The organism is Synechococcus sp. 1G10 (genome assembly GCF_002252625.1).
Lineage (GTDB): Bacteria > Cyanobacteriota > Cyanobacteriia > PCC-6307 > Cyanobiaceae > Regnicoccus_A.
In genome coordinates, this window is sequence record NZ_NQKW01000002.1 from 15519 (window position 1) to 32169 (window position 16651).

21 protein-coding genes are annotated in these 16651 nt (G+C 62.4%); 8 read left to right on the top strand and 13 right to left on the bottom strand.

The genetic code is table 11. From position 1 onward, the window contains the following. Window positions 1-129: 129 nt before the first annotated feature. The 7 genes from CJZ82_RS18805 to CJZ82_RS02120 form a co-directional block, all read right to left on the bottom strand. Window positions 130-396, bottom strand: coding sequence for a hypothetical protein (locus CJZ82_RS18805; protein WP_143593508.1), 267 nt, complete (start codon window positions 394-396; stop codon window positions 130-132). Window positions 397-494: 98 nt separating this feature from the next. Beyond that, window positions 495-1022 (bottom strand): NADPH-dependent FMN reductase, encoded by a 528-nt coding sequence (locus CJZ82_RS02095; protein WP_094554167.1) that lies wholly within the window; start codon window positions 1020-1022, stop codon window positions 495-497. A gap of 144 nt (window positions 1023-1166) precedes the next feature. After that, window positions 1167-1403, bottom strand: a complete 237-nt coding sequence (locus CJZ82_RS02100) for a chlorophyll a/b-binding protein (RefSeq protein ID WP_094554168.1) — start codon at window positions 1401-1403, stop codon at window positions 1167-1169. A gap of 233 nt (window positions 1404-1636) precedes the next feature. Continuing rightward, window positions 1637-1780 carry a chlorophyll a/b-binding protein gene (locus CJZ82_RS02105; RefSeq protein ID WP_094554169.1) on the bottom strand — a complete coding sequence of 48 codons (144 nt, stop codon included), beginning with the start codon at window positions 1778-1780 and terminating at the stop codon, window positions 1637-1639. A 390-nt stretch (window positions 1781-2170) separates the two neighbouring features. Then, window positions 2171-2614 (bottom strand): hypothetical protein, encoded by a 444-nt coding sequence (locus tag CJZ82_RS02110; RefSeq protein WP_094554170.1) that lies wholly within the window; start codon window positions 2612-2614, stop codon window positions 2171-2173. Further along, the gene (locus tag CJZ82_RS19515) at window positions 2614-2868 is read right to left on the bottom strand and encodes a hypothetical protein (protein ID WP_094554171.1); all 255 of its coding nucleotides are present in this window, start codon (window positions 2866-2868) and stop codon (window positions 2614-2616) included. Before CJZ82_RS19515 ends, CJZ82_RS02110 begins: the two co-directional genes overlap by 1 nt. Beyond that, window positions 2865-3356: an SDR family NAD(P)-dependent oxidoreductase gene (locus tag CJZ82_RS02120; RefSeq protein ID WP_094554172.1), complete on the bottom strand. Its 492-nt coding sequence runs from the start codon at window positions 3354-3356 to the stop codon at window positions 2865-2867. The genes CJZ82_RS19515 and CJZ82_RS02120 overlap by 4 nt, the downstream gene beginning before the upstream one ends. Window positions 3357-3660: 304 nt before the next feature. Between CJZ82_RS02120 and CJZ82_RS02125 the strand changes: the two genes are divergently transcribed. After that, on the top strand, window positions 3661-5010 hold the full coding sequence (locus CJZ82_RS02125) for a mechanosensitive ion channel domain-containing protein (RefSeq protein WP_158218472.1): 1350 nt from the start codon (window positions 3661-3663) through the stop codon (window positions 5008-5010). Window positions 5011-5258: 248 nt separating this feature from the next. Here the strand turns inward: CJZ82_RS02125 and mazF are convergent, their stop codons facing one another. The 4 genes from mazF to CJZ82_RS02145 all read right to left on the bottom strand — a co-directional run bounded on the left by mazF (window position 5259) and on the right by CJZ82_RS02145 (window position 8128). Continuing rightward, window positions 5259-5606 (bottom strand): endoribonuclease MazF, encoded by a 348-nt coding sequence (mazF, locus tag CJZ82_RS02130; protein ID WP_094554174.1) that lies wholly within the window; start codon window positions 5604-5606, stop codon window positions 5259-5261. Then, a complete protein-coding gene (locus CJZ82_RS02135; protein WP_094554175.1) occupies window positions 5606-5848 on the bottom strand; it encodes an AbrB/MazE/SpoVT family DNA-binding domain-containing protein in 243 nt (80 codons plus the stop codon). Before CJZ82_RS02135 ends, mazF begins: the two co-directional genes overlap by 1 nt. Before the next feature lie 373 nt (window positions 5849-6221). Beyond that, a complete protein-coding gene (locus tag CJZ82_RS02140; RefSeq protein ID WP_094554176.1) occupies window positions 6222-7280 on the bottom strand; it encodes a transposase in 1059 nt (352 codons plus the stop codon). Next, window positions 7277-8128 (bottom strand): site-specific integrase, encoded by an 852-nt coding sequence (locus tag CJZ82_RS02145; protein ID WP_233129981.1) that lies wholly within the window; start codon window positions 8126-8128, stop codon window positions 7277-7279. Before CJZ82_RS02145 ends, CJZ82_RS02140 begins: the two co-directional genes overlap by 4 nt. A 1160-nt stretch (window positions 8129-9288) precedes the next feature. Between CJZ82_RS02145 and CJZ82_RS02150 the strand changes: the two genes are divergently transcribed. The 5 genes from CJZ82_RS02150 (at window position 9289) to CJZ82_RS02170 (ending at window position 11981) form a co-directional block, all read left to right on the top strand. Then, a complete protein-coding gene (locus tag CJZ82_RS02150; RefSeq protein ID WP_094554178.1) occupies window positions 9289-9882 on the top strand; it encodes an energy-coupling factor ABC transporter ATP-binding protein in 594 nt (197 codons plus the stop codon). Between the two features lie 45 nt (window positions 9883-9927). Further along, entirely contained in the window at window positions 9928-10521 is a 594-nt protein-coding gene (locus CJZ82_RS02155; protein ID WP_094554179.1) for a HupE/UreJ family protein, read from the top strand. Then, the gene (locus CJZ82_RS02160; RefSeq protein WP_143593510.1) at window positions 10518-11141 is read left to right on the top strand and encodes a HupE/UreJ family protein; all 624 of its coding nucleotides are present in this window, start codon (window positions 10518-10520) and stop codon (window positions 11139-11141) included. Before CJZ82_RS02155 ends, CJZ82_RS02160 begins: the two co-directional genes overlap by 4 nt. Before the next feature lie 202 nt (window positions 11142-11343). Continuing rightward, a complete protein-coding gene (locus CJZ82_RS02165) occupies window positions 11344-11610 on the top strand; it encodes a CDGSH iron-sulfur domain-containing protein (protein WP_094554181.1) in 267 nt (88 codons plus the stop codon). Further along, window positions 11607-11981 (top strand): VOC family protein, encoded by a 375-nt coding sequence (locus CJZ82_RS02170; protein WP_198949622.1) that lies wholly within the window; start codon window positions 11607-11609, stop codon window positions 11979-11981. The genes CJZ82_RS02165 and CJZ82_RS02170 overlap by 4 nt, the downstream gene beginning before the upstream one ends. A 9-nt stretch (window positions 11982-11990) precedes the next feature. Here CJZ82_RS02170 and CJZ82_RS02175 read toward each other — a convergent pair whose 3' ends face one another. Further along, on the bottom strand, window positions 11991-12509 hold the full coding sequence (locus CJZ82_RS02175; protein ID WP_094554182.1) for an HPP family protein: 519 nt from the start codon (window positions 12507-12509) through the stop codon (window positions 11991-11993). 114 nt (window positions 12510-12623) lie between these two features. Beyond that, window positions 12624-13991, bottom strand: a complete 1368-nt coding sequence (chrA, locus tag CJZ82_RS02180; RefSeq protein WP_094554183.1) for a chromate efflux transporter — start codon at window positions 13989-13991, stop codon at window positions 12624-12626. A 182-nt stretch (window positions 13992-14173) separates the two neighbouring features. Here chrA and CJZ82_RS02185 point away from each other — a divergent pair, with 182 nt between their 5' ends. Next, window positions 14174-15160 carry a sulfurtransferase gene (locus CJZ82_RS02185; RefSeq protein ID WP_094554184.1) on the top strand — a complete coding sequence of 329 codons (987 nt, stop codon included), beginning with the start codon at window positions 14174-14176 and terminating at the stop codon, window positions 15158-15160. A 199-nt stretch (window positions 15161-15359) separates the two neighbouring features. Further along, window positions 15360-16532 carry a YeeE/YedE thiosulfate transporter family protein gene (locus CJZ82_RS02190; RefSeq protein ID WP_233129983.1) on the top strand — a complete coding sequence of 391 codons (1173 nt, stop codon included), beginning with the start codon at window positions 15360-15362 and terminating at the stop codon, window positions 16530-16532. Window positions 16533-16651: the final 119 nt, after the last annotated feature.

The following is a 16651-nucleotide window of genomic DNA, read 5'->3' on the forward strand; positions in this document are numbered from 1 at the left end:
TGGCGGCCTACAACAAGACCAAGGCCCCATTCAACTGGAACGCCACAGCGGATTAAATTCTCGAGAAGTTCAAGCGATTTTACACACAAATCTCCATAACAACATACTTGCTTGGCGCCTTTGATTGGCTCAAACCAGCTGTATTGCAGGGATTTTGCATTTTTCAGGAGTCCCGAAATAGAAGTGGGTTTGAACACCTCGTCCAGTTTTCCCTTCAGCGAGCTCGGCAACACCATCAGCGGCCCGTTGCAGTTGGATGTGATCCTGCTGGGACAGGGTCGCTTTGGCAGCGCGATCGACAGCCAGATGTAGCCTCACAATCTCACAATTGTTCCTGCCGACCTCGACCACCTGGCCCTGCGGCTGGAAACGGCCAGTTTTCAGGGCAGCCGCCATGGCGGCTGCAAGTGCATTGGGTGTTGCTCGATCAACTGACCGGCAAACAAAGCTGATTTTTCCGCCGGGTTTTCCCTACGCGGCACTCGCTGAGAGGGTCATGGTTGGGGCACGCGAAGGTGGTGCAGTCGTGTGATCAGATCGGCGATTGAGTCGTCTTTGGCTGGATGGCTGCTGTTGCTCACCAGCTGACGGCCCACCACATGGGCACCCAGGTGGGCGAGCTGCAGCCGCAGGGCCGTCATAACGGTGTGGCCGCCACCACCGGAGTGCGTGGCGATCGCTACGGGGCGACCATTGAACAGGGCTCTGAAGTCGTCGCCCTGCACCGACAGCCAGGCAATGGCACTGGTGAGCACCGGCGGAATCGAGCCGTTGTACTCCGGAGCACAGATCACCCAGCGGGGGTAAGCACTGAGACGGGCCTCCAGATCGGCCAGCGCAGGCGGTGTGCCGGCTGCTTTGGCTCGGGGCGTGAACAGGGGCAGCGCGACGGTGGTCAGGTCCAGCACCTCGGCGGAATGGCCCTGTTCCCTGGCAGCGGAGGCAAAGCGCTCAGCCAGCTTGAGATTCTCGCCATTGCTGGCGGCGATCACCAGCAGATCTGGGGTCTGGGGCAGGTTCATGGCTGGGTAATGAGGTTCCTCATCAAAGCTGGATAGAACGCATCCCCGCGCTCTGCCATGACGACCGCGAGGCACTGATGGCACCTACAACAAAACCCCAGGCAGTACCCGGGGATTTGAAGTAGTTGCGCTTTCGCGCAAAGGTCAGAAGCAGAAAGGCAGAAACTGGGTGCGGCAGGCGGCGTAACCGTCCACCAGGGGTCCGAGACCGATCTGGTGGGCAATGCCGAAGCCCGTGAGGCCTTCGACCACCACCCCGATCACGATGCCGATCATGGCAGCGCGGCCATTGAAGAGTTCGGCGCGTTTGAGCTGATCCAGGTGGATCTGCTGCTCGGTGGGCTGCTGGAAACGTGGGGCGTCGACTGGAGTGTTGGTCATGGGTTTAAGAGGTGAATGGAAAAGGACTGAAGCGTCAGTCAGCAACTTCTGGCTGAAGCAGGGCGCCAGCGAGCTAGGTGCTGAACAGGACGACGGTGAGGGTGGCGGCGATCATCGTGATGACTGAGAAAGGTCGCTGGGACGGCTGAGCAAGTAAGTCACCATGCCCGTCAGAACAATGACGAGGCCGATGACGGCGGCGGTAGCTGCGGTGTAGTCGGTGCTCATGACGATCAACCCAGTCCGATCTGGGAGAGGATGCCCTGGCCGGTGAGCAGCTCGGTGCCGAGCCCGATCACGAAGCCGAGCATGGCGAGGCGGCCATTCCAGGTTTCGGCGAAAGCGACAAAACCGAAGCGGGAAGCGGAGTCAGCCATGTGTGTTACGGGTTGTTTCAAGAACTGTAACAGGTTGTTAAGCGTTTAGGCAATGCGGGCCCCAAGGCCGTGCGCTCGGCTGAATCCGCCCGCTTGCGGCAAGGCTGAGCGCTGCTTCCGTTAGACCTGCGCCCGGTGGTGGGGCGCCATCACCACATCGATAGATCAGCTCTCACAGGGGAATCGATGCCTGCGGGGACGGGCAGCACCGGATTGCTGCGGCGATCCGCCGGTTGGGCATGGAGCTGGTTGTGATCGACACCGGCACCTGGCATCCGGACTCCGGGCTGGGGGCCGAGTGACTGCATGCAGATCGGTGGCCGAGCGTGCAGATCTGACGGTGTTCTTGGTTTCAGGCCTTCATGGAAGGCTGATCAACACAGGGATTCTTCAGTGGCTGGGGTGCTCACGGCAGGGCATCCAGAGTGAGCCCATGGCATGGACGCCCTCGCACCCCAGTTCCTTCGCCTTCTGGAGCGCCACCTGTTTGCTCGGGTAGGCATAAACGTTCTGTTTGGCCCCTTGCTGCCCGTGGTGTTGATGAACCTGCCCGCTTTGGCTCCGCAGACGGAAGGGGCCCATACCCTCGATCCCAACCCACCACACACCCATCACGTTCACCCCAGCGATCAGGATGCCCATGCCCACCACAGAGGCATTGATCACTCCCATGGCGACGGCGCCGATGCTCAACACCCCCATCGGCACGACGCCAATGCTGACCACACCCATGGGCACGATGCCGATCGAGATGATGCCCAGGGGGGCAATGCCGATGGCAACGATCTTCGGTCGACCACCGCAAGCCGGTGGCGATACAACCGGAGTTGTCATCAGTGCGCAGCTGGGCTGGAATGGCTACCGGAGGCCTCGCCATGCCTGGCGCATGGCATCCATAGGTTGCCCATCCTGTGGGCGCCTTTGTAATTGAACTGCTTGGCGGCGGCTTCAGCCTCAGCTTTTGTGGCGAACATCGCCTTCTGTGCCCCCTGGCCTGCATGCTGAGCGCTGGCGGGTCCGGCGTAAAGGCCGGCAATGAGTCCGCCAATGGCTGCAAGCAAGGTGAGGACCTGTCGGTGGTGTGTCATGCCGGCATCACCAGTCCGTCGGTGTCGGTGACACCGGGGCTGATCTGATTGACGGTGATCCCGCGGGGCCCCAGCTCCTTGGACCAGGCCATGCCGAACTGTTCCACCGCCGCCTTGCTGGCGGCATAGACGTCGGCGGCCACGTGACGGGCCGCCTCCTGGAGGGCAAAGAAGGTGCCGCGTGCATTGGTGTTCATCACTCGGTCGTAGTCGTCTTCTTCGATTTCGGTGGTGGGTTTGAACACCGACATCCCCACGTTGTTGACGACGATGTCGAGACGACCGAATTGCTCGAGCACGGTGGCAAACCTATGTTGCGTGTGGTGCACCTGGCTGAGGTCGGATTGGAGGGCGAACGCCCGTACCCCGGCTGCACGGATTATGGCCGCAACGGCTTCCGCATCACGGCCCAGGCGCTCGGCGATGGCCCGGCCAATGCCGCGGGATCCGCCGCTGACCAGGGCCACCTTGGCTTGCAGTCGCGTCATGGACGGGGGGAAGCGATGGTCAACCTGTGGAGATCCGCTTCGGAAAGGAAGGACTTACCGTCAGGCGCGCTCCAGGGCAGGACTTCGGCAGCTCGAATGAACGCCATCCAGCCCTGGGGCGCTGGTCCCATCGAAGCAAGCCTCTTCGTTCGAGCTGCCCTCCAGTTGCTGGCGGGCAAGTGGACGCTGCCGATCCTCTGGCTAGAACGGCGGCTGACTTTGGAGCCCCAGGGTGAATCTCGAGCGCCTCCAAAGATTCTTCACGTCTCCATTGTTTCCACTGGGACGTCAGAGTTTTTCCCTGTTGTGGGTTCTTCAGGTTCTGCTGCTGCTGGTGGCCGTGAGCCTGGCGGCGCGGCTGTTGAAGCGTCTGCTGGCCGGTCGTGTGCTGCTCTGGTTCTCCCTGCCGGAGGGGCGGCGCGAAGCGGTCGCTACCCTCGTGTCCCTGGGCCTGGCCGCCCTGGGCTATGTGGTGGTGGCCCAGGGCATGGGGCTCGACTTCGGCGCTCTCGCTGTGCTTTTCGGGGCCTTGGGTGTGGGGGTGGGCTTTGGACTGCAGGAGCTCACCCGCAACCTGAGCAGCGGCCTCACTCTGCTGATGGAGGGAAAGCTGAAGGTGGGGGATCTGATCGAGTTCGGCAACACCACCGGTTACATCCGAGAGATCTCGATCCGCTCCACCGTGATCCGCACCTTTCAGGGCGCCGAGATCGTGGTTCCCAACTCGGCCATCACCAATGCGCCGGTGAAGAATCTCAGCTACCTGAGCCCGGATGGCCGGGTGGATGTGGAGGTGACCGTGGCCCACGGCAGTGACGCTCTGGCCGTGACCGAAGTGCTGCTGGAAGCGGCACTTGCCGAACCCTCGGTGCTGGCCGATCCGCCGCCGAAGGTTCTGCTCCACGGACTGCAGGGCCAGGGGCTGGCATTCGAGCTCTGGGCCTGGACCTCACAGATCCATGCCAGCCTCAGCCTGCGCAGTTCCCTCAACTACGCGATCGAGCAGGGGCTCCGCGATCGACAGATCGAACTGGCCGGTGCCCGTCAGCAGGTCCAGCTGCTCACCTCCAGGCACGGGGCCGCCAAGGACGCAGAGGCGCAAGAACGGAGCCCGCTGCGCAGCTCCCTGCCGGACCATCCCTGCTTCAGCAGCATGGATGAGCGGCGCCTGCGGGAGCTCGTGGGCAGCGGCGCCCGCCGCTTCCTCCCCACCGGCACGGTCCTGGTCCGTCAAGGTGAGGAGGGGCGTTTCTTTTACATGGTGCTGAACGGCGCCATGGACGCCATCCACGAAACCGAGCGGGTCAGCCGCAAGCTGTTCACCTTCGACGCTGGCGAGTTCTTCGGCGAACTGCCGCTGCTGCTCCAGGTTCCTTACCCGACAACGATGGTGGCGGCTCAGGACACGACGCTGTTCGTGGTTCCCAGCGGCAGCTTCCGCGCTCTGCTGGCCTCGAGACCCGAATTCGCCGACACCGTGGCCCAGGAGGTGGCCCGGCGCAGCGATGTTCTGCGCAGCTATGAGGACTGCCTGCGCCAGCGTGGCCTGCTTGAAGACGCTGATCTGGGTCATCCCCTGCAGTGGTTCCGTGAGCGGCTGCGGCGGGTGCTGGCGGGCCGCCCGCCACTGGCAACGATCGAGGTGGAGGAATAAGTCACCTGCTTTTGATGAGCCGTGTCTGCAGTTTTCCCCGGACGTCTGACCGGAAGGTTGGGGCCGTTCCCATCACCTCGCTTGGGGGAATTGTTCTACCAGCCGGCCAGCAACCCCCGCAGTTCCGCTCTGAGTTACCGCACCTCCTTGATCCGCCCAACGCTCAGGATCAGCGGCGGGCAGGAACCCAAAGGATTCATCAAGAATTTCTAGCCCCGGCCGCTGGATCTTGATGTTAGAGAGTGGCATTAACTGTCGGGATCCAGCAAAGGTAAAATTCTAGACGTCACTTGCTGGACAATCGGTGCCGGTGCACAATCAATCAACCTGGCTTTCCGAGCTCGCCAGTCCAAGCTCTTTAGCTGATCAGAAAGAACTACGCCACCAACCTCAAGACCATCGGGTAGGCGAACCTCAAAGGGATAACCTTTGATCCGCGATGTCACTGGACAGACAAGGGCTAACCCAACCTTCTTGTTGTATGTCCTTGGTGACATAATCAGAGCCGGGCGTTTCCCCGCTTGCTCGCTTCCAGCCTGAGGTGTGAACTCAAGCCATACCAAGTCTCCTCTATCGGGTACATAGGCGGCTGGCATCAGAGGATCTCCACGCCAACAGCTTCTCCAGTGTCCACTGCTGAATGGAGATTTTCAGGAGTGATTCCTGCGAGGAGATCTTCTAGCTTGAACCGAGTAGGAAACGCCGGCTTCACGATCAGCTCACCCTCAAGGACACTCAGACTGACTTCTGAACCAGGGCCGACTCCGACTTCTTCGGCAAGAGCGCGCGGGATCCGTACCCCAAGGCTGTTTCCCCATTTCTGGATCCGTGTTTGCATGGCCTGAAAGCGACTATACAAAGAGTATACGGCACCTTGCCGTAGGGGCTGCGAGCCACTCCGCCGCCGTCTCTCTAAACGATTAACGATTATGGATAGATCGTGCGCAGCCACGATCTTATCCGAAGTTGAACAAGCCTGCAACTCCGGAATCCAGGGCCTACTGCAGAAATATCCGGCCTGATTTCACAGTTGCTCCAGATTGACTATGGAGGCAGAGGCCTGTCGCATGACCCACATGGGTGTGGCGTTGCGTGACTATCCATTATATGGGCGCAGCCGTGCCGGTAGGCCATTTCTCTCTACGGGAACTGGCCTGGAGCAGGCTATAGGATTTATCTCTAGATTGATCTTACAGCCCTTCTTGTTCAGCTCAGCAGAGTAGTGGCGCCATACTGCGCACCCGTACGGCGATGATGCTCATCACCCCTCTGCAACGGGGGCAGAGAACGGGGGGCTTCTGGCTCGCCGCTGGCTGATCTGGTAGCGACACCTTGAGCAGGAGTTGCACCAGTTGAATCAGTTGCTTGCAATTGCCATGCAGGATGCCGAAATCCCGCACGCGACGGAACCGTTTGGGCAGCACATGCCGCAGAAGCAGCCAGAGGAAGTCACCCCCACAGACGGTCTGGATCGTCTCGTGTCCCTGGTTGTCCGTCGTCCGGAACGTTACCTTGCCATCCGCGTCCGAAAGGATGTTCTCCTCAGGTAGCACGCCGCGATACAAATAGCGGCCAAGGTAGAGCAATACCTTGTCGCCATGGCCCACATGCTTGCAGTCCACCACCCATTCCTGCGGCAGGGTTGTCTTGACCTGCAAGCCAAGCCGCCGCATTCCCTCGTACCACTTCGCACGGAAGACCTTGGCCAGGTTGGCAGCATGAAACAGGTACTGTGTGGCCTTGGTCCGCCATTCATGACGCTGCTGATTCACGGCACCTGCAGGCACGATCAGATGCACATGTGGATGGAAATAGAGTCTGCGGTTATGGGTGTGCAGCACAGCGTGGGCACCGATCTGCCCTCTGAGTTTCGGGTCACGTCGAGCGAATGAATCAATCGTTTGCCAGGCTGTTTTCAGCAACAGATCGTAGGCGGTGCGCTGATGCTGCCAGATCAATGGCCGTAGTTCTGCTGGTACCGTGAAGGTGATCAGGAAATATTGTACTGGCAGCAGCTTGGCTCGTTGCCGTTTAATCCACTGTTGGCTTTCATGATGTTGGCAGTGCGGACAACTGCGATGGCCGCAGGAATGGGGGATCTTGATGGTGTGCTCACAGTCAGAACAGTGGAGCACCATTTGGTCACTGCCCTGCTGTCGGCAGCGCCGCATCGCCTGCAAGGCCTGGCGATGGCTCGGCAGCAGTTGAGGGCCATGGCGGCGTTCCAGGTCATCCTGGTAACGCTCCACCAATTGGGAGAGAAGAATCATGACTCCTCCACCCAGCGCAGCTGGAAGCCGCTCAGCAGCGTTTCAATGCGATCGCCGGTGTGATCGCGAACCACCTTGGTGATGTGGGCGTAGCGGGCTGTGGTGTTGCTATTGCTGTGGCCGAGCAGGGACTGGATCAGGCGCAGGTCCATCCCCTGCTCCAGCAGGTGGGTGGAGTAGGCGTGCCGCAGCGTGTGAACCGTGAGCCTCTTCTCGATCCCACACTCCAGGCGGGCTGCTTTCAGTGCCGCCTGCACGCCGCTGGCATCCATCGGTGCACTGGCGATCCGCACGATGAACTGGCTGCCGGCCGGGCTGGTGAACAGCAGTCGGGGATGGCGGTGGGTCGTCCAGAACCGACGCATGGCCTGCAGCGTCAGCGCCGGCATGGGTACGTAGCGATCCTTGCCGCCCTTGCCATCGCGGATGTGCACGCGCCGCTGTGAACCGTCGATGTCGGCGACTTCCAAGGCCAGACCTTCACTGATGCGCAGGCCCAGGCTGTAGACCACCAGCACAAAAATCCGATAGCGCAACTTGCGCACCGTATTGATCAGCCTGTGCACCTCCTCCCGAGTTGGAATATCTGGTAGGCTGCGAACTCGAGGTGGACGGATGATCTTGATCCACTCCATCTCGCGATCGAGAACATAGCGATGGAAAAACTGCAGACTGCAGAGATCGACCTTGATCGTGCTCCACGAATACTGCTCAAGCAGAGCGGCAAAGTAGTCTTTGAGTTCAGAAGGGCTGAGATCATCAGGGCAACGATCGAAATGGCCGGCCACTCGACGTAGCGTTCGGCTGTAGCTGTCGATCGTCTTGCTGCGTAAGCCGTGCAGCCTCATCGCTTGCAGGTTCGCATCAAACAGGCAATCAAAGCGCTCCTGTTCAGCAGGATCCATTGCGGTAGCTTCCCGATGGAAAGACGAAGGGAGTGGGCGCATCTACAGATGCACTTCCCTCAGTGTCTTCTTCGGCAGGCGCAGGCTCGCAAGAGGCTGCAGAGGCCTTGCCATCGACAATGGCTCGGCAGCAGGACATTGATCTACAGTGAGCCCTGCAACGAGGCAGGTTTGCTATGCTTATTCTTGGAATCTGCCGCGAAGCGGCTTAGTTCAAACGATTATGGATAGATCGTGCGCAGCCCCGATCTTATCCACAGTTGAACAAGCCTGCAAATCTGAAGCTCTGCCGGGCGGGGACTACTGCAGATAAGTCCGGCCGTTTTTCAGGTTTCCTTCATGATTGCCGTGGCTGGTAAGTAGAAGTACCTGCTCCATGGCCCCCATGGCTTCATGAAGAGTGTAGTTGGCTTTCAGCTGATCTTGGTGTGAGGGTGCACACTGCGAATGTGGAAGTATCGGAATAGTAAAGAGTGAAGCAATGATTGTTTTCACGGGCTGTTGAATCTGCCGCGCAGCGGCTTAGTTCAACGCTAATTGGACGGACCGGCACAACACTGTTCGCGTTGTCACGCAAGTTCGGCTGGGTTGGTGTTGCCAGGTTGGTCGCTGTTGCTGAATATCTTTTCAACATTCTTAACTGCAATTGCGCCAAAGGATCAGCAGGTTGGTGAGAGCTCAGCACTCCACTCAGTCAACTTCTGCACGTCGATGACGCAGGCACCATGCTGGACGTGAGGCGGTCCACTTCGACAACCTTGCAGATCGCACCACGGGTGCGCAGCCCTGCGGGACAGGGCCAAACGTTGCTGAGTCATTGGCACTTGGTCATTCCCCAGCATGCCGATGAAGGGTGTGCGGCCCGAGTGGGTGGTCGGCATGGGGGTAGGGGGTGTCGTTCGCCTCGATCGGGCTGCGCTTCCTGCTCACCAAGGCGGTTGCCCTGCTGCTGTTCGGTTTGCGGGTTCGATCCGCACGGTCGGGTCCCGATGCCTGCCCAGGAGAGATATGGGTTTTCTGCTGGGCTGGAGCGCTGCTTTTCTGATCTGCCGCCAGGTTCCGGTGGGGGAGCTGCTTGGCCGGCTCGTGATCGGAGCCATGGGATGAGCGGATTCCTGGTTCCGGCCGCCATCGAGGTCAGCCAGCTGGCCTTCACCTATGCCGATGGCACCCCTGCCCTGGATGGAATCTCGCTCACCATTGCCCCCGGCGAATCCGTGGCGGCGATGCTCACCGGCCTGCTCGAACCGGCGGCCGGCTCCATCCACATCGGCGGACTCCGGCGGGGGAGCTGCAGCCTGGCGGAGATCCGCCGCTCGCTAGGCATTGTGTTCCAGGATTCCGACGACCAGTTGTTCATGCCCACCGTCGCGGAGGACGTGGCCTTCGGGCCGGTGAACCTGGGCCTGCCGCCGGAGGCGCTGCTGCTGCTCGATGAGCCGAGCGCGAACCTCGATCCACGCGCCCGCCGCAGGCTGATCCGTTTGCTTCAGGGACTTGCCCATACCAGGCTGGTGGCCACCCACGATCTCGATCTGGTGCTCGACCTCTGCGAGCGCACGCTGGTGCTGGCGGCCGGCCAAATCGTCGCCGACGGCCCCACCGACCGGATCTTCGTCGATACGGCCCTGCTGGAGCGCTATGGCCTTGAGCCACCCCTGGCCCTGCAGCGCTGCCCGATCTGCAGCCGGGGCTGACCGCCTCAGCCGGACTGCCCACTCCAGCCCTTTTTTCTCTCTGCCATGAAACGGTCCTTCCTTCCAGTTCCTCTGGGTCTGCTGCTGGCCCTTTCTCCCCTGGCGGCTCTCGCCCATATGGAGCACGGCCATAGCGGGGGGTTCGTGGCTGGGTTCCTCCATCCGATCACGGGGCCCGACCATGTGGTGGCGATGGTGGCCGTTGGGCTCTGGGGGGCGGTGCTGGGACCGCCGGCCGTCTGGGTGCTGCCGGTGGCCTTCCCCCTGGTGATGGCCTTCGGCGGCCTGCTCGGCCTTCTGGGGATCCCGATTCCCGGCGTCGAAATCGCCATCGCCGCTTCGGGTCTGGTGCTGGGTCTGATGGTGCTGTTCGAGGTAAGGGCTCCGCTCTGGTTGGCTGCGCTGATCGTGGCCGCCTTTGCGGTGTTTCACGGCCATGCCCACGGCAGCGAGCTTCCTGCCGGCAGCAATGCTCTTCTCTACAGCCTGGCGTTCGTGATGGCCACCGGGCTGCTCCATCTCACAGGCATCCTGCTGGGGGAGACGCGCCGATGGCCTGGGGGACGCAGGTTCGTGCAGGGCGCTGGAGCGGTAGTGGCCCTGGTGGGGCTCTTCTTCCTGGAGCAGGCGCTGACATGAGCTCCGCAGGTGTCCGCCGCGGCAAGGGATGGTCAGGCGTGTTCCTGATGGCAGCTTTGGCGATTGCTGCCCCACCTGCCGGCGCCCATCTGGTGCAGACCGGCCTGGGTGGTTTCGCGGATGGCGCCGCCCGTTTGGTGCTGACGCCCTCCGACCTGCTGCTCGTCTGCGGTCTGTCCGCCTTGGCGGTTCAACAGGGAGCGGCCTGTGCTGTGAGGCTGCGGTTGGCCCTGCCCTTGTCCTGGTTGCTGGGCGGAATCGTGGGGCTACAGCTGCCGTTCGAGCTGTCGACGCCTTGGCTGAACACGATTGCCTTCTCGCTGGTGGGCCTGCTGGTGGCGCTCGAGGTGCCGATGGGCAGGCGGGCGACCATGGCTTTGACAGTGCTGGTCGGTCTGTGGTTCGGCCTGATCAATGGATCAGCCCTGGCCTTTCACTCCGGCGCTGCCCTGGCCTTGGTGGGTGGCGTCGTGGGCGTCACTGCGATGACAACGATGCTCACCCTGGCGCTGACCCCACCGCATCCAGCCTGGCTGCGCATCGGCCTGCGGGTGGCAGGAAGTTGGATGGCTGCTTCTGGCCTGCTGATGCTGGGCTGGCTGATCAAGTACTCGTCTTGAAGAGACATTCCAAAGACCAATCCGATCCCGGTGTGCGAGGGGTTGCTGATCTCTTCCCAGCCCACTGCGCCTACCGGGTGAGGATCCGGCGATCGCCGTCCAAAAGCCAGCGCGATCAGGCTGTTGCGGCGCCCTTTCCTCGCGAACATCTGTGTGCCAGCTCAGACTGGGGGCAGGCGTTGATTCGGGGGATGGTGCGCTGATGTCAGGGCCGGTTCCCCCCGCTGACGGCCCGCAGCCCGTGGATCTGCCCGCCGGCCGCTCCTACCTCTGCAGCTGCCGCCGCAGCCGCCAGGGCTGGTTCTGCGACGGCGCCCATCTGGGCAGTGGGCTGATTGCCCGTGAGATTCAGCTGGAGCAGCCGGGCACCGTGCTGATGTGCGGTTGCGGCCGCTCCCGCCGCTACCCCCTCTGCGACGGCAGCCATGGTCGAGCGGCTGTAAAGCCCTGGTGGAGCTGGTGGAGATGAAGGGCTCGATCGTGCTGGCCGCCGACGATCCAGCGGAACTGGCCGGCTTCTATGGCTGCCTGCTTGCGGTGGAGCCGCAGCGGGGCCTGAGCGCCTCCCACTGGCGGTTGGCCTGGCCTGCCGGCGGGTTCCTGGAGATCTATGCCCCGTCGAGCAGTCGGCCCCAGCCCCGGCAATTGGGCCGTGTGGCGCTGTGCCTGCAAGGCCACGCCGATGGCGGCGATCCCACCCAGGTGCTCCACGACTGGATTGGGCAGGCAACAGCTCAGGGGGCATCACTGCTCACACCCCCGCGGCAGGAACCGTTCGGGGTGGAAGCCTGGCTGCTGGATCCGGAGGGCAACCGCCTGCTGTTGCTGGTGCAGGCCTGAGCCGTCTGGTCAGAACCAGTGGTGGGGATAGGGATCATCCCCGGGCCGCAGACGGCTGAACAGCACCGCCATCAGCGTCAGCAGCAGGGAACCCGTCAACATCGGCATCACCACAAATCCTGGCTGGACCTTGAGCAGCACGCCCAGCAAGGCGACGGCGCCGGCAGGTGGATGCAGGCAGCGCAGCAGCTGTCCCAGGGCGATCGTGACCCCAACCGCCAGGCCCATCGCCCAGGGAGTACGACCCAGCGTCGCGACACACACCACACTGACAGCGGCCGCCACCGTGTTGCCCAGCACGATGTTGCGCGGCTGGGCCAGGGGGCTGCCGGGATGGCCGAACAACAGCACGGTGGAGGCCCCGAAGGGTGCGACGACCAGGGGGTAGTGGCTCCAGGAACTGATCAGACTCAGAGCTGTGATCGCCAGCAGACCGCCCAGCCAAGAAGCCACGACATCATGGAGCTCAAAGCGTGGCTGGAAGGCCCGGCCGCGCAGCCGCTGCTCCTGAATCCGGCGCCAGGCCATCAGTTGTGTAGCCGTTCATACAATTAAAGCGTTTCATGAATGGCCTCCGAGCTCTCGGAAAAGCGCTGTCCAGGCCGATCCACAGGCCGCTGATCACCTGAATGGCGACAGCTCTCACCCCACCAGCTGCGCCAGCAGTTGGGTTCCGGCACCGATGGCTGCAGCCGCGCCAATCACCTGCAGCACACTCCAGCGCAGTTTCACCAGGACCAGCAGGGCGAGGGCCACCACCAGTGCTGCTGCGGGATTAAGGCGTCCGTTGGGCCAGAGCACCGGTCCGGCGAAGAACACCGCCAGGCTGGCGATCACCCCCACCACAGCCGCTGTGATCGCTGTGAGCGGTGCACCCAGGCGCAGATCGCCGCGGCTGGCCTCCACGAGCGGCGCCCCGGCCAGGATGAATCCGAAGGAGGGAAGAAAGGTGAACCACACCGTGACCAGGGTGGCGGCGGCGGCGGCGGGCCAGCTGCCCTGGGTGCTGTTCCAGCCGCCCATGAACCCCACGAAGGCCACCACCATGATCAGCGGGCCCGGGGTGGTTTCCCCCAGGGCCAGGCCATCGACCATCTGGCCGGCTGAGAGCCAGCCGAACTGCTCAACCGCCCCCTGGGCCACATAGGGCAGCACGGCATAGGCCCCACCGAAGCTCAGCAGCGCCACCCGGGAGAAAAAGCGGGCCATCAGCGCGAGGTTGCCGTTCCAGCCGCCGGCAGCGGTGAGCAGCGCCAGGGGAATCAGCAAGGCCATTCCCCAGGCCAGCAGGGTGAGTGCCAGGCGGCGGCGGCAGAAGCGGGCGTGCTCCGGCGTCGACGTGTGGTCCCCGTGGATGGGCTCCACCTCGGACATGCCGGCGTTTGATGCTGTGGTGCTTTTGGTCTGCTGAGCCGGTGGGGCTGAATGACCTGGCACCAGCAACAGCCCCGATCGCCAGCGGCCCACTACCAGGCCGCAGAGGGCTGCCCCCACCACCACCAGTGGATAGGGAAGCTGCAACACCGCCAGGGCCAGGAACGCCGCGACGGCAATGCCGATCAGCACGGGGGTGCGCAGGGTGCGCAGGCCCAGCCGCCAGGCCGCCACCAGCACGATCGCCAGCACGGTCGGCTTGAGAACGGCAAACACCGAAACGAGCAGGGGCAGCTGGCCCCAGAGGGCATAGACCGTGGCCAGGGCCGTGAGCACCAGCACCGAGGGGGCCAGAAACAGCCCACCGGCGATCAGGCCACCAGACACCCCATGCATCAGCCAGCCCAGATAGGTGGCCAGCTGGGTGGCCTCCGGACCGGGCAGAAGCATGCAGTAATTGAGGGCATGCAGGAAGCGCCGCTCGCTCAACCAGCGCCGCCGCTCCACCAGCTCCCGGTGCAACAGGGCGATCTGCCCGGCCGGCCCACCGAAGCTCACCAGCCCGAGCTTCAGCCAGAAACGTGACGCCTCGCTCAGGCTCACGGCTGAGGCCTGAGAAGCCGGTTGCGTGGTCATGGCTGGCCGATCCAGTTCGGAACCATCACGATCTCACCCCAACCGCATTGCTCAGAAACCGCTCCAGGGGGCCTGTGGAAGTTGACGATTCGATGATCAGCACACAGGCGGCTGTACCTGAAATTACACACAATCTGTCGATCTGATTTCTAACATCATATCCCCGCTCGTCTTTGCGTACAATGTTCTTTGTCTCTCGGCTTCCACTACGGCGTCGGTGGATCTCTGCAGGCCTCGGAATGATCGCAACCGTGTCCCTGGCCCTCCCGCTGACTCTTCCCTCCATTGCCAAGGTGGCTTCAGGCTCCACCAACTTTCAGATTCTCACTCCTGATCAGGCAGCTGCTGGCCTGAAGTCCGGCGACTGGAAGGTGCTGGATGTGCGCCCAGTACCTCCCCTTGATTACATCGGCGGTCACGTGCCTAGAGCCGTTCACATCTCCGAGCAGGCTTTCCGTGGGCCGAACGGCCGGCTTCCCTTTCAGATCTGGGGGCCCAGCGAGCTAGCTGGTCTGTTGAGCCGGGCTGGCATCAGCAACAAGGACTCGGTGCTGATTTACTCCGATGGCAACAATGTGCTCGGCGCTTCTCTGGTGGCCTACATCCTTGAAAAAAGCGGCGTGCCCAAGGTGGCCATCCTTGATGGCGGCCTCTCCGGTTACAAGGCCTCTGGCGCCGAAACCACCAAGGCATTCCCCACCTTCAATGCCGGCAGCTTCAAGCCCTCCACTGTTGAGGGTCTCAATATCTACTTGGATGAGCTGCTACCACTGGTGGGCAGAAAGAACGTGGTGATCGTCGATCCGAGGCCAAAGGCCCAGTTCGAGGGCACCGACCAGACCTTCATCCGTAACGGCCACATCCCCGGAGCTCGCAACATCCCTTGGCAGCTGCTGACCGAGGCCAATAATCCGGATGCAGCGAAGAGTAACCCCCACAAGCTCAAGTCTATCGAAGACTTGAGGGCTCTGTTCGTCAGTAGGGGCATCACTCCCGACAAGACGGTGATCATCTCTTGCAGCACCGGGCGTGAGGCCAGCCTCCAGTTCCTGGCGCTCAAGCATCTGTTGAAATACCCCAACGTGCGCATCTACGAGGGATCGTGGACCGAATACAGCGCCTCCCCCCACCCGGTGCAGACCGGGCCAGAAAAAAGCCCTGCCAGCTGACTTCCATGGCCTCGTTTCTCCACTCCTCGAACAGCCCCGCCAACAGGTTCAACTCTGTCGGTTTCAATGGCGCTCTGACGATTGCCCTGGTTTCTGTAGCCACACTGATCCCGCTGCAGGTCCTGGCCTGTGAAACAGGCAGCGAAAGTCCGCCGCCACCGAAAACCAGGAACCGTTGATCAGGATTATGAGATTCGTCGTGCCCGGAGCCCTGCTCCTGGCAGCTGCCTTCGCCCTGGCTGCCATCGACGGCCGTGATTGCCTGATCTGGCTGCTGGGATGTGCCCTCGGTCTGGTGCTCACCCTTAGCCGCTTTGGATTCAGTTCGGGCTACCGACGGCTGATCACCGAGCGGGATCCTGGAGGCATCCAGGCCCAGTTGCTACTGGCGGCACTGCTGGTGGTGGCTATGGGCCTGGCTCTGGCTTTCGGGGCGGCCGTGGGCCTGGAGCCAAAACTGCTGCGCACTCCCCTGTCGCTGCCTTTTCTTGGCGGTGCCTTCCTTTTCGGGGTGGGGATAGCCCTGGCCCGGGGATGTGCGTGCGGAACCCTGGCCGCCACCTCCCGGGGCGGATGGGGGGTCATGGTGGCCCTGGCGGGACTCGTGGTCGGGGCGTTCTTGGGCAGCCTGCAGCGTCCGCTGCTGGCTGCCCAGCCTCAGGTGTTGTCGCCAGTAATCCTTGACCACCTCGCCCTTCCCTGGACGGTGCTGCTTCAGCTGGCAGGTCTTGCTCTATTGGCCTGGTTGCTTCAACGCTGGAGAGGCCGATCCATCGGCTCCAGCCCAGTGCCGTACGGAGGGGCTGCTCTACTGGCCCTGGCGGCGACCGGGGTGCTGCTCGTCACGGGGGAGCCCTGGAAGGTGCTCTGGGGGTTGGCGATCACCGGAGCCAAGGCGGCCACCTGGCTGGGCTGGAATCCCGAAGCTTCAGGATTTTGGTCAGCGCCTGCCCGGATGGCACTGCTGCAGGGTCCCCGGCCCTGGTGGTTACAGGAAGCGGTACTTCTCGATCTGGGGCTGATCTCGGGTGCCCTAGCGGGGGGATTTTCCGGTGGCACCCTCCGTTGGCGAGGTCCCGGGGAACTCAATCCGTCCGATCTGATGCGCCGTGGCATCGGGGGTCTTGCGATGGGCTTCGGGGGGCTGCTCGCCTCCGGCTGCAACGTCAATGCTTTTCTCGGAGGGGTGATGAGCTTCAGCCTGCACGGTTGGGTATGGATAATCGCCGCCCTGCTGGGTTTCGCCACGGCGCTCAAATGGAGTGGTCCTGGCACTGTTTTCTCATGGGGCGCTGCAGAGAGCAGCCGTTGCCAACCTGGCCCATCGATGGAGAGCAATGGAATCACCAAGAACCGCAAAGGCGGTTGGTGACACCTCCGCCTGAATCGCTCAAGGCTCTACCCGCCGTGGCTGAACTGTTCCACGAGAAGATCCGGTTGTTGGAGAACGAGTCCTCACCACTTTCCTGTGGCAGTTCGCTTCACTTCTGC

Excerpts from the sequence above, each read along its gene's own strand:
- CJZ82_RS02165 (WP_094554181.1), top strand. The coding sequence starts at position 11,344 with ATGTCAGGGCCGGTTCCCCCCGCTGACGGCCCGCAGCCCGTGGATCTG.
- CJZ82_RS02120 (WP_094554172.1), bottom strand. The coding sequence starts at position 3,356 with ATGACGCGACTGCAAGCCAAGGTGGCCCTGGTCAGCGGCGGATCCCGC.
- CJZ82_RS02140 (WP_094554176.1), bottom strand. The coding sequence starts at position 7,280 with ATGATTCTTCTCTCCCAATTGGTGGAGCGTTACCAGGATGACCTGGAA.
- CJZ82_RS02095 (WP_094554167.1), bottom strand. The coding sequence starts at position 1,022 with ATGAACCTGCCCCAGACCCCAGATCTGCTGGTGATCGCCGCCAGCAAT.
- chrA (WP_094554183.1), bottom strand. The coding sequence starts at position 13,991 with ATGACCACGCAACCGGCTTCTCAGGCCTCAGCCGTGAGCCTGAGCGAG.
- CJZ82_RS02135 (WP_094554175.1), bottom strand. The coding sequence starts at position 5,848 with ATGCAAACACGGATCCAGAAATGGGGAAACAGCCTTGGGGTACGGATC.
- CJZ82_RS02185 (WP_094554184.1), top strand. The coding sequence starts at position 14,174 with ATGTTCTTTGTCTCTCGGCTTCCACTACGGCGTCGGTGGATCTCTGCA.
- CJZ82_RS19515 (WP_094554171.1), bottom strand. The coding sequence starts at position 2,868 with ATGACACACCACCGACAGGTCCTCACCTTGCTTGCAGCCATTGGCGGA.
- CJZ82_RS02100 (WP_094554168.1), bottom strand. The coding sequence starts at position 1,403 with ATGACCAACACTCCAGTCGACGCCCCACGTTTCCAGCAGCCCACCGAG.
- CJZ82_RS02170 (WP_198949622.1), top strand. The coding sequence starts at position 11,607 with ATGAAGGGCTCGATCGTGCTGGCCGCCGACGATCCAGCGGAACTGGCC.
- CJZ82_RS02110 (WP_094554170.1), bottom strand. The coding sequence starts at position 2,614 with ATGACAACTCCGGTTGTATCGCCACCGGCTTGCGGTGGTCGACCGAAG.
- CJZ82_RS18805 (WP_143593508.1), bottom strand. The coding sequence starts at position 396 with ATGGCGGCTGCCCTGAAAACTGGCCGTTTCCAGCCGCAGGGCCAGGTG.
- CJZ82_RS02175 (WP_094554182.1), bottom strand. The coding sequence starts at position 12,509 with ATGGCCTGGCGCCGGATTCAGGAGCAGCGGCTGCGCGGCCGGGCCTTC.
- CJZ82_RS02105 (WP_094554169.1), bottom strand. The coding sequence starts at position 1,780 with ATGGCTGACTCCGCTTCCCGCTTCGGTTTTGTCGCTTTCGCCGAAACC.
- CJZ82_RS02160 (WP_143593510.1), top strand. The coding sequence starts at position 10,518 with ATGAGCTCCGCAGGTGTCCGCCGCGGCAAGGGATGGTCAGGCGTGTTC.
- CJZ82_RS02150 (WP_094554178.1), top strand. The coding sequence starts at position 9,289 with ATGAGCGGATTCCTGGTTCCGGCCGCCATCGAGGTCAGCCAGCTGGCC.
- CJZ82_RS02155 (WP_094554179.1), top strand. The coding sequence starts at position 9,928 with ATGAAACGGTCCTTCCTTCCAGTTCCTCTGGGTCTGCTGCTGGCCCTT.
- CJZ82_RS02145 (WP_233129981.1), bottom strand. The coding sequence starts at position 8,128 with ATGAGGCTGCACGGCTTACGCAGCAAGACGATCGACAGCTACAGCCGA.
- mazF (WP_094554174.1), bottom strand. The coding sequence starts at position 5,606 with ATGCCAGCCGCCTATGTACCCGATAGAGGAGACTTGGTATGGCTTGAG.